Origin of the sequence: Sulfitobacter sp. D7, from assembly GCF_003611275.1 — a bacterium.
Taxonomy (GTDB): Bacteria; Pseudomonadota; Alphaproteobacteria; order Rhodobacterales; family Rhodobacteraceae; genus Sulfitobacter; species Sulfitobacter profundi.
The window spans coordinates 1,647,603-1,663,397 of the sequence record NZ_CP020694.1; the positions used below are offsets into that span (position 1 = coordinate 1,647,603).

Sequence of the window (15,795 nt, forward strand, 5' to 3'; positions counted from 1 at the left end):
GGGGGCGCGAAAAGTGCCCCTTGGGCGCTGGCTTTTGCGACCTAACAATCAGGACACCCTCCCATGACCGTGAAACCCCGCATCATCATCTCAAGCGACCATGCCGACATCGCCCTGCGCCAAGACATCGCGCGCCATGTGGCCGAGCTCGGTTTTGAGGTCGAAGACATCGGCCCGGCAACGGCAGAGAGCACGGATTACCCCAAACACGGCGAAGCCGCCGCACGACGCATCGCAGCAGGGGAGTTCGACCTTGGCATCCTGATCTGCGGCACGGGGCAGGGCATCATGATGGCGGCCAATAAGGTCAAGGGCATTCGCTGCGGCGTCTGTGCCGATACCTTTTCGGCCAAGATGATCCGGGCGCATAACGACGCGAATATGCTGTCGATGGGCGCGCGGGTGATTGGGGGCGGGCTTGCGCTTGAGATCGTGGATGCCTTTCTTGATACCGAGTTTGAAGGCGGGCGTCATGGCCGCCGCGTCGATATGATCACGGCGATTGAAGACTGAGGTTAAGGTGCTGCCGGGGCGCGCCCGTTTGGGGTGCGTTCGGGGCGGTTTTCGACACCGATTTTGCAGGGCGCTATCGCTGGTGGTGCTGCGCGGGGCGCCTGCAGGTGCCGGACAAAAAAACACCCCGGAGGGCCAAGCCGCTCCGGGGTGTTTTCGTCTAACCTGTGGTCGCTTTAACCGTTGGCTTCGCGGATCTTATCCGCAGCGTCCTTATCAAAGGTCACGCCATTCTCGGCAAAGAGCGTGTCCAACTCGCCCGAGAGCGTCATCTCGGTGATGATGTCACAGCCACCGACAAACTCGCCCTTGACGTAAAGCTGGGGAATGGTCGGCCAGTCAGAAAATTCCTTGATGCCCTGACGCAGGCCTTCGTCGGCCAGAACGTTCACATCGGCAAAGTTAACGCCCATGTAGTTCAGCACCCCGGCCACGCGGCTGGAGAAACCGCACTGCGGCATTTCCTTGGTGCCTTTCATAAACAGAACCACGTCGTTTTTGGTGATTTGTTCTTTGATCTGGTTGGCGGCATCGCTCATGTCATTTGTCCTTCGTATCTGATTTCTTGAACGCAGCGTGATAGCGCCGCGCATAGGTTTCATCGTCGGCCCAGGGCTTCACATCCAACTCGGCCCCGCCGAGAAAGAAACCGCCCCGTTTCTTCGTCCAATTCGTCTGCCCACGCTCAAGGCTCTCATTGCGCCGGGCGGTGCTGGCCACGGCATCCAGATCCAGTGCCTCCATCCCCAGCGGCACTTTGCCGGTCTCAGGGCGCGGAGGCTGGCGTTGCGCCAGCGGCACATGCCGCCCGCGTCGCGCACGGTGTTGGGCATAGGCGGTGGCGGCGATCCCGCCCAGTACAACCGCTGCGGCCCAGCCCCACATCGCTTAATCCGGCGTCCGTGTGGTCAGCGCCAGCGCATGTAGATCACCGTTCGATCCGTCCATCTTGCCCTTAAGGGCCGCATAGACGGCGCGCTGTTGCTGCACCCGGTTCATACCACGGAAGCTTTCGTCAACGACCATGGCCGCCATATGCACACCATCATTGCCTTCGACGGTGATCTTGGCGTCCGGAAAGGAAGCGCGGATCAGGTCTTCGATTTCGCTGGCTTGCATGGGCATGGGGTGGCTCCGAGTGTTGTGATATCTTGGCCTAGATGTAGTGCCGCACTGCGCTGCGTGCAAGGCGAAGGCTTGTGCCGTTCTCGCATTGACCTTTGGCCGCTAAGCAACACACTCTGCCCCCGATAGGAAAGGAAACCAGATGGACCGGATCCCCGAACAAGCGCTGAATTGGGCCGAGGCCGGACAGCCCGTGGCGTTGGCCACGGTGGTGGAGACATGGGGCTCTGCCCCGCGCCGCGCGGGGGCGCAGCTGGTGGTGGCGGGCGATGGCACGATGATGGGCTCGGTCTCGGGCGGTTGTGTCGAAGGCGCGGTGGTGGTTGAGGCGCTGGAAGCGCTGGAGGACGGGCGCACGCGGCTACTGGAATACGGTGTCAGCGACGGTGATGCCTTTGCCGTTGGTCTGGCCTGCGGCGGCACAATCAAAGTGCTGGTGGAGCCAGTCGGGCCTGAGGCGTTGCCCCTTGAGATGTTGCGCGAATTGGTTGCGAAACGCGCAAGCCGGAAAGCGGTGGCCTATGAGGTTGCGCTTGACGGCAGCACCCGGCACCTGACCCACGACGGGCACTCAGACCGCTTCCGGCGAGACCGCTCGGGGGTGGAGGAAGACAGCAGGCGTTTCATTGCCATCCACAACCCGCCGCTGCGGCTGGTGATTGTCGGCGCGGTGCATATCGCGCAGCATCTGGTGCATATGGCGGGGGAGGCTGGGTTTGATCCGATTGTCGTCGACCCGCGCGAAGCTTTTGGCTCAGCCGTGCGCTTCCCCGACTGCCGCGTGATGAACGATTGGCCCGATGCCGCGCTGCGCGAGATTGGCCTTGATACCCGCTCCGCCGTTGTTTTGCTGACCCATGACCCCAAACTCGACGATCCGGCGCTGCATGTGGCGCTTGGGTCAGAGGCCTTCTATATCGGCGCGCTCGGCTCGACCCGAACACAGGCCAGCCGCCTTGCGCGGTTGGAAGAGGCGGGCATGGCCCCGGATCAGGCTGCACGGATCCACGGGCCGGTCGGTCTCGACATTGGTGCTGCCAGCCCTGCCGAGATCGCCGTGTCGATCCTCGCTCAAATGATCCAAAGCCTGCGTCGGCCATGAGGTTCGGCCCGGTTCCTTTAAGCGATGCCCTTAACGCGACGCTGGCGCATTCCGTGGCCGTTGCAGAGGGGCGTCTGCGCAAGGGGCGGGTGTTGGAGCAGCCCGATATCGAAGCGCTTTCGGCTGCAGGCATCGAAGAGGTGATCGTCGCCCGGCTCGACCCCGGCGACATTGACGAAAACGCCGGTGCTGCCAAATTGGCCCAAGCGCTCTGTGGTCCGGGTCTTCGGATGTCGAAACCCTTCACCGGGCGGGTAAACCTGCTTTCCGATGGGCCGGGTGTGGTGGTGATGGACCGCGCGGCGCTGGAGGCGGTCAACGCGGTGCATCCGATGATCACGCTGGCCACGGTACCGCCCCATCAACAGATGGGCGAGAACGGCATGGTGGCGACAATCAAGATCATATCCTACGCCGTGCCTGCCGAGGCGGTGGCGACCGCCTGCGCGGCTGCGGGAGAGGGCGCGCTGCGCCTTGCGCCACCCGTCTTGCGCAATGCGACACTTATCATTACCGATGTCCCCGGCGGCGCCGGAGAGAAGGGCCGCGCGGCGGTGGAGGGGCGGCTGAAAGCCCTGAACGTGACGCTGAAAGATGCCACAACGGTCCCTCATCGCACCGCCCCGCTGGCCAAGGCCATTGCCGCAGCCCAGACCGATCTGATCCTCATCCTCACCGCCTCGGCCACCTCAGACATCAATGACATCGCCCCGTCGGCCTTGCGCCATGCAGGCGGCGAAGTGACACGGTTTGGCATGCCGGTGGACCCCGGCAACCTGCTTTTTCTCGGCCATCTGGGCGCCCGTGCTGTGATTGGCCTGCCGGGATGTGCCCGCTCGCCTGCGCTTAATGGTGCGGATTGGGTGCTGTCGCGGCTGGTTTGCGGCATTCCGGTCACCAGCGCGGATATCGCGGGCATGGGGGTGGGTGGATTGCTCAAGGAAATTCCAACCCGTCCGCAGCCGCGAAACCCCGGCAAAAGCGCAGGCGGCAGCTGAGAAAAAGCCCTCGGAAAATATATGTTCTCAACTAGGGCTTGTCGTGCTTAACTGCCTCTAACAAGCGTCAGACTGGGAGGAAGAACATGACACAGGTCAATATGACCGTGAACGGCAAACCCGCGTCAGGGGAGGTCGAAGGCCGCACGCTGCTGGTGCATTTCCTACGCGATGATCTGGAACTTACCGGGACTCATGTGGGCTGTGACACCAGCCAATGCGGGGCCTGTGTGGTTCATGTGAATGGCAATGCGGTCAAAGCCTGCACCATGTTCGCGATTGAGGCTGACGGCGCCGAAGTCGACACCATCGAAGGGCAGGCGGCCCCAGATGGCACGCTCAACACCATCCAGCAGGCGTTTCAGGATCACCACGGGCTGCAATGCGGATTTTGCACGCCGGGCATGGTGATGTCGGCGGCAGCCCTGCTCAAGGACAACCCCAAGCCGAGCGAGGCCGAGGTGCGCCACTACCTTGACGGCAACATCTGCCGCTGCACCGGGTATCATAACATCGTCAAAGCGATCATGGCCGCCAGTGGTCAGGACGTCAGCGCGCTGGCGGCAGAGTAAATCCAAGAACAGCGTCACGCAGAGCAGACCGGTGATGGCGGAGGGAGGACCACCAGAACCGGGCGCCGCGTGACAGATCAGGTGCATCCGCACCGCCACCAAACGGGAGGACGTTATGCCTAAGGATCTTGAACCGACGCGCGGAATTGGCGCCAGCAGCAAACGACGGGAGGACATTCGCTTTCTCACCGGGTCGGGGCGCTACACGGATGATATTAACCTGCGCCGCCAGACCCATGTGTTTTTCCTGCGCTCCGACGTGGCGCATGGGCGGCTGACGGGGGTCGATACCTCTGCCGCCGAAGACATGCCCGGCGTGCTGAAGATTTTCACCGGCGCGGATTTTGCCGAAATCGGCGGGATGCCCTGTGGCTGGCAGATCACCGATAAACATGGCCAACCCATGCAAGAGCCGAAGCACCCGGTGCTGGCCCACGAAAAGGTCCGCCATGTGGGGGAACCAATCGCCGCCGTGGTGGCGGAGACTTTGGCACAGGCGCGCGATGCTGCTGAGGCAATCGTCGTAGACATTGACGAGTTGCCCGCCGTGGTGAACATGAAAGACGCAGTCAAAGGCGATGCGCCCAAGGTGCATGACGATCTGACCAGCAACCTGTGCTATGACTGGGGTTTCGTTGAGGAAAACAAAGACGCGGTGAACAAGGCCTTTGAGGAGGCCCACCATGTCACCACGCTGGAACTGGTCAACAACCGCCTTGTGGCCAACCCGATGGAGCCGCGCGTGGCCATCGGCGAGTACGACCGCTCGGCTGGCGATTATACGCTCTATACCACCAGCCAGAACCCGCATGTGATCCGCCTGCTGATGGGCGCCTTTGTGCTGGGCATCCCCGAGCATAAGCTGCGCGTTGTGGCCCCGGATGTGGGCGGCGGTTTCGGCACCAAGATTTTCCACTACCAAGAAGAAGCCTTTTGCACCTTTGCCGCCAAGGCGGTGGGGCGTCCGGTAAAATGGACCTCCAGCCGGTCGGAGGCTTTCATGTCGGATGCCCATGGCCGCGACCATGTGACCAAGATCGAACTGGCGCTGGATGCCGACAACAATTTCACCGCGCTGCGCACCGATACCTACGCCAATATGGGCGCCTATCTTTCGACCTTCGCGCCTTCGGTGCCGACGTGGCTGCATGGCACACTGATGGCCGGAAACTATAAAACACCGCTGATCTACGTGAATGTTAAGGCGGTCTTTACCAATACCGTGCCAGTAGACGCCTACCGCGGTGCCGGGAGGCCCGAGGCGACCTATCAGCTGGAGCGTCTGATCGACAAGGCCGCGCATGAGCTGAAGGTCGACCCGATCAAACTGCGCCGTCAGAACTTCGTGACGGAGTTTCCCTATGCCACTCCGGTGGCGGTGGAATATGACACGGGCGACTACAACGCCACGATGGACAAGCTCGAAGAGATCGCTGACCACGCGGGCTTTGAGGCGCGGCGCAAGGAAAGCGAATCCAAAGGCAAGCTGCGCGGCTTCGGTGTGAACTGTTATATCGAGGCTTGCGGCATCGCACCTTCGAACCTTGTCGGCCAACTTGGTGCACGTGCGGGCCTGTATGAAAGCGCCACGGTGCGGGTCAACGCGACCGGCGGGCTGGTTGTCATGACCGGCAGCCACAGCCACGGGCAGGGGCATGAGACCTCTTTTGCGCAAGTGGTGGCCGATATGATTGGCATTGATGAGAATATGGTCGAGATCGTCCATGGCGACACGGCGCGCACGCCCATGGGCATGGGCACCTATGGCTCACGCTCGCTGGCCGTGGGCGGCAGCGCCATGGTTCGGGCGACGGAAAAGATCATCGCCAAGGCCAAAAAGATCGCCAGCCACCTGCTCGAAGCCTCGGAAGGGGATATCGAGTTGAAGGATGGGGCCTTCAGCGTGGCAGGCACCGACAAATCCGTGGCTTGGGGCGATGTGACGCTGGCGGCCTACGTGCCACATAATTACCCGCTGGAGGAGATCGAACCGGGGCTGGAGGAGACGGCCTTCTACGATCCGTCGAACTTTACCTATCCCGCAGGCGCCTATGCCTGCGAGGTCGAGCTTGATCCCGAAACCGGGCATGTCACGGTCGAGCGGTTCACCGCAGCCGATGACTTTGGCAACGTCGTGAACCCGATGATCGTCACAGGCCAAGTGCATGGCGGTTTGGCACAAGGCATCGGCCAGGCACTGCTGGAAAACTGCGCCTATGACGAGGACGGCCAATTGCTAAGCGCCTCTTATATGGATTACGCGATGCCGCGCGCCAGCGATCTGCCGTTCTATGACGTGGATCACTCCTGCCAGACGCCCTGCACCCACAACCCCTTGGGCGTCAAAGGCTGCGGGGAGGCGGGGGCGATTGGCTCGCCGCCTGCTGTGGTAAACGCGGTGCTCGACGCCATGCGCTCGGGCGGCAAGGACATCGGCCATATCGACATGCCGGTCAGCCCCGCGCGGGTTTGGGAGGCGATGAATGGCTGAGCGCCTTGGCCTACTGAAAAGTGTATGGGACAAAGAGGCGACGCACGGGCGGCCTCTGGGAAGGATGAAAGATGTATGAATTCGAAGTAGAGTGCCCCAGCAGCGTGGCGGATGCGGTCAAGGCCTTGGGGCAGGAAGACGCGCAACCGCTGAGCGGGGGGCAGACGCTGATCCCGACGCTGAAGGCGCGGCTGGCGATGCCCTCGGTTCTGGTGTCGCTGGCGGGGATTGATGCGTTGAAAGGCGTGGAAATGCGCGATGGCGCGCTTTGGATTGGCGGCGGCACGACCCACGCGACCGTCATGCGCGAGGCCGCGGAAAGCTATCCCGCCTTGGCCAGCCTCGCCGCGCGGATCGGTGACCCGGCGGTACGCAACCGCGGCACGATCGGCGGATCGCTTGCCAATAACGACCCCTCTGCCTGCTATCCCGCCGGGGCCTTGGCCAGCGGAGCGACGATTGAAACCGACCGGCGCGAAATTGCGGCTGATGACTATTTTCAGGGCATGTTCACCACCGCCTTGGAAGAAGGGGAGATCGTGACCGGCGTGCGCTTTCCCATTCCGCAGGCCGCGCATTACGAGAAGTTCATCCAACCCGCCTCACGCTTTCCGCTGGTCGCGGCCTATGTGGCCCGGTTCAGTGATGGAGTGCGCGTGGCGATCACCGGCGCGTCGAACGATGGTGTCTTCCGCTGGACGGAGGCCGAAGCCGCTTTGTCTGGCCGGTTTGAGGCTGGTGCCTTAGAGGGGCTCACCCTCGGTTCGGATGATATGATCAGTGATCTGCACGGCAGCGGCGCCTACCGCGCGCATCTTTGCGGCGTGATGACCCGCCGCGCTGTCGCAGCCATCGCCTGATAGTCGATAACACTTTGTAAACCTTTGCCGCGTCCCCGAATGGGGGCGCGGTATTTTCATGGGATAAGGTATTGATATTGGATAGCGGAACCAGCGCCCCCATTATGCGTTGGGTGACAAGCGCTGCCCGAACGGCGTTCCCGTAATAATGAGGACGTGAACATGAAAAACCTACTGAGATCTACGACTTCGCTGGGTCTGAGCCTTGCATTGGCCTTCCCGCATGGCGCTTTCGCTCAGGAGCAGAATCTGGCCGAATGCGGCCCCGTGGGCGAAGCGACAGAGTTTCCCTGCGCATTTGACGATCAAACGGTAGAGAACGCCGAAGAGTTGCGCGTCATCGCCGGGCTGAGCGCTGATGCGGAAGCTTCGGCGGAAGTGGAAGCCGAAGCGGAAGCTGAAGTTGAAACCGAGGCCGAAGCGGAACCCGGTTCTGTCTTGGGTCAAGCCGCTGATGCGGTTGAGTCCACTGGCGATGCCGCCGCTGCCGCTGTAGACAGCGCGGTTGAACAGGCCGACGAAGCTGCTGATGCCGCAGAGGCGCAAGCTGAAGCTGCCGCCGAAGCTGCGTCGGAAGCCGAGGCCGAGGCGACTGCTGAAGCCGAAGTTGACGAAGAGGTAGAGGCCGAAGCGGAAGCAGAAGCAGAGGTTGAGCAAGAGGTCGAAGCCGAACCCGTCGTCGAGCAAGAGGCTGAAGTTGAAGCCGAGACCATGCAGGACGCGGAAGTTGAGGCCGAGGTCGAAACCACTGCAGAAGCCGAAGAAACTGCTGATACAGCCGTCGAGACCACCGAGCCGGTAGAAACCACCGAGCCTGTCGAAAGCGAGCTGGAGGCCGAAACTGCGACCGAAGCAGAAACGGTCCAGAATGACGAAGCTGCTGCCACAACCGCTCAGGATGCGGAATCCGACGCCGAAATGAGCGGCGAAGCGGTGGGCGAAGAAGACAACGCTGGTCTGACCGAAGAGCAGATCCAAGCCCGTGAAGAGCGCCGCGAAGCCCGCCGTGCCGAGCGCCGCGAAGAGCGTCGTGAGGAACGCCGTGCCGAGCGTGAGGCCGCCGCAGCTGCGGCTGCCGCTGCTGCCGAAAACGATGCGGAAGCAGAAGTAGTGACCGAAGAAGTTACCGAAGAGGACGTGCGTACCTCGGACGAAGATTTCGACACCAAAGTGACCGCCGCCGGCGAAGCCGAAGCAGCGGCCTCAAACGATGACGACAGCGGGCTGTCGGACTTCGAGAAAGCCTTGCTGCTTGGCCTTGGCGCCGTGGCCGTGGGGTCGGTGCTGAACAACGGTGAAAAGATCGTCAGCCGTTCCGGTGACCGTGTGGTTGTTCAAGACGACACTGGTGAGCTGCGTGTTCTGAAGGACGACAATGCGCTGCTGCGTCGCCCCGGCGATGAAGTGCAAACGCAGACCTTCGACGACGGCTCCACCCGTACCATCGTGACCAAGAGCGATGGCAGCCGGGTTGAGACCATTCGTTCGCGCGATGGTACCGTGTTGCGCCGCACCAACTTTGACGCACAGGGCCGCGAGTACGTACTTGTGGATGACCTTGTCGAAGAGCGTGAAGTTGTGGTGAACGACCTGCCGCAGGTTCAGGAAACCCAGCAAGCTCAGCGCGCCAGCACGCAAGACGAAGCGGCGCTGCGTCAGGCACTGCAGACGGAATTGCGCAACGATCAGGGGCGGACATTCTCCCTGCGTCAGGTGCGCGAAATCCGTGAGGTGCGCTCTCTCGCGCCGCAGTTGGAATTGGACGCCGTGCGCTTCCCCACAGGCTCCGCTGCGATCCAGCCTGAGCAGGCCCGTTCGCTTGCCAATATCGGCACCACACTGCGTGACCTGATCCAAAAGGATCCGCGCACCGTGATCCTTGTCGAAGGGCATACGGATGCGGTTGGCGATGCGAGCTACAACCTCGCCCTGTCGGACCGCCGTGCAGAGACCGTTGCACTGGCTCTGACGGAGTACTTCGATGTACCGCCTGCCAACCTGATCACGCAGGGCTACGGCGAAAGCCAGCTGCGCGTGCCGACGACGTCAGCGGAACCTGCGAACCGCCGTGCGGTCGTGCGGAACATTACCGGTCTGCTGCGTTAAGCAGACCTACCCCTAAAATGAAAACGCCCCCGGAGCGATCCGGGGGCGTTTTGCGTTATGGGCTGTAAGATGATCAATCGGGCCCGCCGTGCGGACCCGACATAGAGCGGATCACTTGTTGGGCAGGGGCCCGATCACCATGACCATCTGGCGGCCTTCCATCTTGGGGAAGTTCTCAACCCGGCCGATGTCTTTGGTATCCGCAGCAACGCGCTCCAAAAGCTCACGACCCAGGTTCTGGTGCGCCATCTCACGGCCACGGAACCGTAGGGTGACCTTCACCTTGTCGCCACCTTCAAGAAACTTGAAGACGTTACGCATCTTCACATCGTAGTCGTTCGTATCCGTATTGGGACGGAACTTGACCTCTTTGATCTCGATGATCTTCTGTTTCTTGCGGGCTTCGCTCTCGCGCTTTTGCTGTTCATATTTGAACTTGCCGAAATCCATGATCTTGCACACGGGCGGCTTGGCATTCGGCGAAATTTCGACAAGGTCAAGCCCAGCTTCTTCGGCCATTTCCATGGCACGCTGAGGCGTCACAACGCCGACGTTTTCGCCGTCTGCCCCGATCAGGCGGATTTCAGTGGAGCGGATCTTGTCGTTGACGCGCGGGCCGGTGTCACGTTGGGGCGGCGCGTTATGAGGTCTGCGAGCGATGGTGATGGTCCTTTGATTGTTACCTAATTCGAGAATGCAAGGTAAACCCGCAGGGGGGCATCTTCAAGCCGCAAAATCGCGCTATGCGTGGGCTTTGCGGCGATTTACCCTTGATCTGGGGCGAATGTGGCGCAATTGACGGCTATGCGGCCCCGGGGGTAATCTCTAACGTCGCGGGGCGTAGATTAAGGGGAATGGAATGAAGAATCTGGTCTGGTTGGTCGTGGCGGCGTTGATTGCGCTGGCGGGCTATATGCTTTTCACCGGCAAAGGGCCGCAGGAAGTGGCCATCGAAGCCTCTGAGGCGATCAATGCCCCAGAGGTGGCCGAGGATGTGACCAATGCCGCCGAAGACGCGGCAGAGGCGATCACCGATACGGTCGACGCCGCCGGAGAGGCGATCAGCGACGCCGTGGATGATGCGACGGACAGCGCCAATGATGCGGCCGAGCCTGCGGCGCAAAACTAAGCAAGCGACCCCGCGAGGGTGGTAAAAAACAAGGCCGCGTCCGGGGTTCCGGGCGCGGCCTTTGCTTTGATAAAATCTGTCTCGCAGGTTATTCGGCGGCGGGCTTCATCTGGAACCCTTCCTTGACCTGATCGGCAGGGGTGACCGGGTAGTCGCCCGAGAAGCAGGCGTCGCAATACTGCGGGCACTCGGCCTTGCGGCCTTCGGCTTCGCCCACCGCGCGGTACAGACCGTCGAGCGAGATGAACTTGAGGCTGTCGACCTGTAGGTGATCGCGCATCTCGTCCTCGGACATGGTCGCCGCCAGCAGCTTTTCGCGCTGCGGGGTGTCGACACCGTAGAAACAAGGCCATGCCGTGGGCGGGGAGGCGATGCGGAAGTGAACCTCGGCGGCGCCAGCGTCGAGGATCATCTCTTTGATCTTGCGCGAGGTCGTGCCGCGCACCACCGAGTCGTCGACCAAGATCACCCGCTTGCCCTTGATAAGCGCACGGTTGACGTTGAGCTTGAGACGCACACCCATGTTGCGGATCTGCTCTGTCGGCTCGATGAAGGTCCGGCCCATATATTGGTTGCGGATGATGCCCATCGCGTAGGGAATGCCGGATTCAAGACTGAAACCAATCGCTGCCGGGGTGCCACTGTCGGGCACGGGGCAGACGAGATCGGCGTCAACCGGGCTTTCCTTGGCCAGTTCACGGCCAATATTCTCGCGTGTTTCATAGACCGAGCGACCGCCGAGGATGCTGTCGGGGCGGCTGAAATACACGTGCTCAAAAATGCAGAAACGCGAGGCGACGCGCCGGAAGGGGAAGTGGCTTTCGACGCCTTTCTCAGTGATTACCACCATCTCGCCCGGCTCGATCTCGCGCACGAATTCGGCCCCGATGATGTCAAGCGCGCAGGTTTCAGAGCTCAGCGCCCATCCATCGCCGACACGGCCCAGAACCAGCGGGCGAACCCCTAGCGGATCGCGCACGCCAATCAACTTGGTGCGGGTCATTGCCACGACAGAAAACGCCCCTTCGACCCGCCGCAGCGCATCTTCCATCCGTTCGGGAATGTTGCGCTGCAACGACCGCGCCATCAGGTGAATGATGCACTCACTGTCCGAGGAAGACTGAAAGATCGAACCGCGTTCGATCAACTCGCGGCGCAGCGCGTTGGCATTGGTGATGTTGCCGTTATGCGCAATCGCGGCACCGCCCATGGCAAACTCGCCAAAGAAAGGTTGCACATCGCGGATCGCGGTGGGGCCTTTGTTGCCGGAGGTGGAATAGCGCACATGGCCGATGGACAATTCGCCGGGCAGGGTCTGCATGATATCCTGCGAGGTGAAGTTATCACGGACATAGCCAAAGCGGCGGGCCGATTGGAAACCAGCTTCGGGATCGTAGCTGACGATGCCGCCTGCCTCTTGTCCGCGGTGCTGGAGGGCGTGGAGGCCAAGGGCCACGAAAGTGGCGGCATCAGCAACGCCAACCACGCCGAAAACGCCGCATTCCTCCTTCAGTTTATCCTCATCTCCGCTGTCGCGCAGGTAGGATGTGTCAAAGGGATGGGCGGGTGGCATGAGCTTGGACAACGGGGCAACTCCGAATCCGGGTGGGGTCGGTGCCTATGTAGGGGCTTCGCACCCGACTGTCACCCCGCATGTCGCCCGCAAGGAGCGACAGGCGCGATAAAGCGTGCCGAGGGGTCGAGAACTGGGCAGCGGATGCACCGCTGCCAGTCCCGGATGTGCCCCAAACGCAAAACAGGCGGCCCGTTGTTCTGGCCGCCTGTCTAAAACGATAGTGTTAAGAGTTTGTGAACGCTTTAGGCGCTACATTTCCCAACGAGCGCCTCATAACGGTTGGTGATCCAACCAAGCGCCTCTTGCGGGTCTTTTTCTTCGATCTGGCCGGTAAAGCGCGAGAATACAGCAGCGGAGCGGCTGTTTTCGACCATTGTCGTGCGCTCACCCGTGATGACCGTGTCGTAGACGAAGAAGGCAATCGCCACCAAAAGCACGCCGCGCACGACGCCGAAAATAAAGCCAAGCCCTTGATCAAGGCCGCCCAGCATCGAACGATGCACCAACGAAGAGAACAGCGGGGTGAAAAGTGAGACCACGATCAACGCGGCGGCAAAGACCAATGCGAATGCACCGATCACCGACAATTCGCAACTGTCGGCAAGGAATTCGCCAACATAGGGCAGCTCACGCACCAGCGGCTCAACCTGCGGCGCAAAGAGAAAGGCCAGCACTGCCGCTGCAATCCAGCCGACAATCGCCATCAGCTCGCGCACCAGCCCGCGGCCATAGGCCAGCAGTGCCGATAGCACGATGACCACCGCGACCACCCCGTCAATAATGGTAAAACCGTCCATGCGCGTTCTCGCCCTCGTCTAAGGGGGGATCAGCCCGCCCCGAAAATTTCGCCAACAAATCCGGTCAGATCGCTCATCGTATTCAGCGCAATTCCGGTCGCACCCACGGCTTTCCCGCCGCGCGGTGCAATAGCGCTCGTAAAACCAAGTTTTTGCGCCTCTTTCAACCTGTTTTCCGTCTGGCTGGCGGGGCGCAGCGCACCGGACAGGCTGATTTCCCCGAAAACAACGGTTTCGGCGGGCAGGGCCGCGTCTTCTCGGGCCGAAAGGATCGCGGCAGCCACGGCCAGATCAGCGGCGGGCTCCGAGATTTTCATGCCGCCGGCCACATTGAGGTAGACATCCAGCCCCGCAAAAGGAATCCCGCAGCGCGCCTCCAACACCGCGAGGATCATCGCCAGACGGCCCGAATCCCACCCCACCACGGTGCGGCGCGCCTGGGAATGGGGCGAGGGGGCAACAAGCGCCTGAAGCTCGACCAAGACGGGCCGCGTGCCTTCGATGCCCGCAAAGACCACCGACCCGGGGGAGGGTTGGCCGCGTTCCGACAAAAACAGCGCCGAGGGGTTGAGGACCTCAGACAGACCGCCGCCCGTCATCTCGAACACGCCGATTTCATCCGCCGGGCCAAAACGGTTTTTGACCGCGCGCAGGATGCGGAATTGGTGGCCCCGTTCGCCTTCGAAATAAAGCACAGTGTCGACCATATGCTCCACCACCCGCGGGCCTGCGATCTGACCTTCTTTGGTGACGTGGCCCACAAGGATCACGGCAACCCCGCGCCGTTTGGCGAAACTGGTCAACTCATGCGCCGCGGCGCGCACCTGACTGACCGAGCCCGGCGCGCTTTCGACGTTATCGGCCCACATGGTTTGAATGGAATCGATGATGGCAAGCTGCGGCCGCTCGGCTTCCAACGTGGTGAGGATGTCGCGCAGATTGGTTTCCGCTGCTAGTTTCACGGGCGCTTCTGAAAGGCCCAGCCGTTGGGCGCGCATGCGGACCTGCGCGCTGGCTTCCTCTCCGCTGACGTAAATCGTCTTTAGACCCGAATTCGCAAAATGGGCGGCGGCTTGAAGCAGGAGGGTTGATTTGCCGATGCCCGGATCGCCGCCCACAAGGATCGCCGAGGCGGGCACCAAGCCGCCGCCCAGAACGCGGTCCAACTCGGCAATACCGGATTGCGCGCGCGGTGGCGGGGTTTCTTGGGTGGCAAGGTCGGTGAGTTCAATGGCAGAGCCGCGCCGTGCGCCCAAGGATTTGCTGGGCGGGCCTGCGGAGATGCCCTTGTCTTCGACGATCGAATTCCAAGCGCCACAGGCGTCACAGCGCCCGGACCATTTGGAATGTTTCGCACCGCATTCGGCGCAGGAAAAACTGGAGGAGGATTTGGCCATGGGCCCTTTTCGCGCAGGTGCCGGATGGCGTCAAAGGAAAAGCATCCGGCCTTTGGGTGATGATCCCGGGGGGGAACCCAATGGGCCGGATGCTGCCGCCGGTGTTACTCGGCAGCTTTGGGAGGCAGATCGATCACGATATTGTCGAGCGATGTCGGCTCCGGCTGGCGCTCGGGGGCTTCGGTTTGCACCACACGCTCGAGGCCAAGCTCCGGCATGATCTCACGCATCTCGTCACGCAGGCGCTCAAGCTGGGCTACGGCGACGCTCTCTTCGAGTTCGACTTCGTGGAGCCAATGTTTCATCTCTGTCGAGATGGCTTTGGCCTGATCCAGACGGCTGTTGAACAACTCGACCTCTTCTTGGCGCTGTTTCAGGAAGCTGCGTGCACGGGCCAGTTTCTCATCCGAGTAAACTTCGGCCAGATCGCGGGCCACGTGGCTCATTTGTGCGGCCATTTCCAGAACGGCGGGCTCCAGCGTGCTGAGGTCGGGGTGATCGCGCAGATAGGCCAGACGTTCGCGCACCGAATCAAATTCCGAACTCATCTGAAAGGTTTCCGCACGGTCGGCGGCGTGCACGGCGCCATAGGCGCGGGCCACGTCCTGCATGCCAACATTGAACTGGCGGTGCGAGGTTTCAAGCTGCATGACGCGACGGTTGGTGGGCAGGAAAAAACACAGGCCCACGGCAAGAGCGGTCAAGGTTAGCTGGGCGTACATCCCAGCGTTTTCAACAGGCTCACCGCCATATCGAAGGTCAAGACTGATCCAATCCCAAAGGCCGATCCCGGCCATGATGCTGGCCATGGTGAGGGCAAGGGCCGCGAGGGCAAAGACCACAACGGCCAGCCGTTGAAAGGCGAATTGGATGAGGTAGGCGAATGAACGAAGCTGGGACATACTTTCTCCCCCCTGGAAGAGCTACTAAGCAAGTTTCTGCCGACCAACGCCTCTTTATCCTTCTTTGTTCCCATTCAGTGCGGAATTATGCTGAGGATTTAACGCAGTTTTGCCCACATTATGGCACAACCTCAGGTTTTTCGTAAACTTTTTGCAGTGATTGGGGTGATTTACCTGTCGACTGCCGAAGACGGGCGGGGCAGGCCTGTGGGAAAATAGCCACGCTA

At 61.5% G+C, this 15,795-nt stretch carries 16 protein-coding genes; 8 read left to right on the forward strand and 8 right to left on the reverse strand.

All coding sequences use genetic code 11. The features are described from left to right. Positions 1-63 precede the first annotated feature (63 nt). Positions 64-513, forward strand: a complete 450-nt coding sequence (rpiB, locus tag B5M07_RS07990) for a ribose 5-phosphate isomerase B (protein ID WP_120350906.1) — start codon at positions 64-66, stop codon at positions 511-513. Between the two features lie 176 nt (positions 514-689). Here rpiB and grxD read toward each other — a convergent pair whose 3' ends face one another. Genes grxD through B5M07_RS08005 form a run of 3 tightly spaced genes read right to left on the reverse strand, consistent with a single transcriptional unit; the run spans position 690 to position 1,638 of the window. Continuing rightward, positions 690-1,052, reverse strand: coding sequence for a Grx4 family monothiol glutaredoxin (gene grxD / locus B5M07_RS07995; RefSeq protein ID WP_120350907.1), 363 nt, complete (start codon positions 1,050-1,052; stop codon positions 690-692). Position 1,053: 1 nt separating this feature from the next. Continuing rightward, positions 1,054-1,398 carry a hypothetical protein gene (locus B5M07_RS08000; RefSeq protein ID WP_120350908.1) on the reverse strand — a complete coding sequence of 115 codons (345 nt, stop codon included), beginning with the start codon at positions 1,396-1,398 and terminating at the stop codon, positions 1,054-1,056. Positions 1,399-1,401: 3 nt separating this feature from the next. Beyond that, positions 1,402-1,638, reverse strand: a complete 237-nt coding sequence (locus B5M07_RS08005; protein ID WP_067629149.1) for a BolA family protein — start codon at positions 1,636-1,638, stop codon at positions 1,402-1,404. A 142-nt stretch (positions 1,639-1,780) separates the two neighbouring features. Between B5M07_RS08005 and B5M07_RS08010 the strand changes: the two genes are divergently transcribed. The 6 genes from B5M07_RS08010 (at position 1,781) to B5M07_RS08035 (ending at position 9,767) form a co-directional block, all read left to right on the forward strand. Continuing rightward, on the forward strand, positions 1,781-2,740 hold the full coding sequence (locus B5M07_RS08010; RefSeq protein WP_120350909.1) for an XdhC family protein: 960 nt from the start codon (positions 1,781-1,783) through the stop codon (positions 2,738-2,740). Next, positions 2,737-3,738, forward strand: coding sequence for a molybdopterin-binding protein (locus B5M07_RS08015; RefSeq protein ID WP_120350910.1), 1,002 nt, complete (start codon positions 2,737-2,739; stop codon positions 3,736-3,738). Before B5M07_RS08010 ends, B5M07_RS08015 begins: the two co-directional genes overlap by 4 nt. Positions 3,739-3,824: 86 nt before the next feature. Beyond that, positions 3,825-4,310, forward strand: a complete 486-nt coding sequence (locus tag B5M07_RS08020) for a (2Fe-2S)-binding protein (RefSeq protein ID WP_120350911.1) — start codon at positions 3,825-3,827, stop codon at positions 4,308-4,310. A 115-nt stretch (positions 4,311-4,425) separates the two neighbouring features. Next, positions 4,426-6,801, forward strand: a complete 2,376-nt coding sequence (locus B5M07_RS08025; RefSeq protein WP_120350912.1) for a xanthine dehydrogenase family protein molybdopterin-binding subunit — start codon at positions 4,426-4,428, stop codon at positions 6,799-6,801. Between the two features lie 71 nt (positions 6,802-6,872). Further along, positions 6,873-7,661, forward strand: coding sequence for an FAD binding domain-containing protein (locus B5M07_RS08030; protein WP_120350913.1), 789 nt, complete (start codon positions 6,873-6,875; stop codon positions 7,659-7,661). A 162-nt stretch (positions 7,662-7,823) separates the two neighbouring features. Continuing rightward, the gene (locus B5M07_RS08035; RefSeq protein WP_120350914.1) at positions 7,824-9,767 is read left to right on the forward strand and encodes an OmpA family protein; all 1,944 of its coding nucleotides are present in this window, start codon (positions 7,824-7,826) and stop codon (positions 9,765-9,767) included. A 111-nt stretch (positions 9,768-9,878) separates the two neighbouring features. Here B5M07_RS08035 and infC read toward each other — a convergent pair whose 3' ends face one another. Next, entirely contained in the window at positions 9,879-10,463 is a 585-nt protein-coding gene (gene infC / locus B5M07_RS08040; RefSeq protein ID WP_441351409.1) for a translation initiation factor IF-3, read from the reverse strand. A 163-nt stretch (positions 10,464-10,626) separates the two neighbouring features. Between infC and B5M07_RS08045 the strand changes: the two genes are divergently transcribed. Then, positions 10,627-10,896, forward strand: a complete 270-nt coding sequence (locus B5M07_RS08045) for a hypothetical protein (RefSeq protein ID WP_067629134.1) — start codon at positions 10,627-10,629, stop codon at positions 10,894-10,896. 88 nt (positions 10,897-10,984) lie between these two features. On the opposite strand, the gene purF is transcribed toward B5M07_RS08045, so the two are convergent. The 4 genes from purF to B5M07_RS08065 all read right to left on the reverse strand — a co-directional run bounded on the left by purF (position 10,985) and on the right by B5M07_RS08065 (position 15,568). Continuing rightward, positions 10,985-12,469 carry an amidophosphoribosyltransferase gene (gene purF, locus B5M07_RS08050; RefSeq protein WP_067629132.1) on the reverse strand — a complete coding sequence of 495 codons (1,485 nt, stop codon included), beginning with the start codon at positions 12,467-12,469 and terminating at the stop codon, positions 10,985-10,987. A 245-nt stretch (positions 12,470-12,714) separates the two neighbouring features. Further along, positions 12,715-13,269 (reverse strand): CvpA family protein, encoded by a 555-nt coding sequence (locus B5M07_RS08055; protein ID WP_067629130.1) that lies wholly within the window; start codon positions 13,267-13,269, stop codon positions 12,715-12,717. 29 nt (positions 13,270-13,298) lie between these two features. Then, positions 13,299-14,666, reverse strand: coding sequence for a DNA repair protein RadA (radA, locus tag B5M07_RS08060; protein WP_120350916.1), 1,368 nt, complete (start codon positions 14,664-14,666; stop codon positions 13,299-13,301). Positions 14,667-14,770: 104 nt separating this feature from the next. Continuing rightward, entirely contained in the window at positions 14,771-15,568 is a 798-nt protein-coding gene (locus B5M07_RS08065) for a DNA repair protein (RefSeq protein ID WP_120350917.1), read from the reverse strand. Positions 15,569-15,795 lie beyond the last annotated feature (227 nt).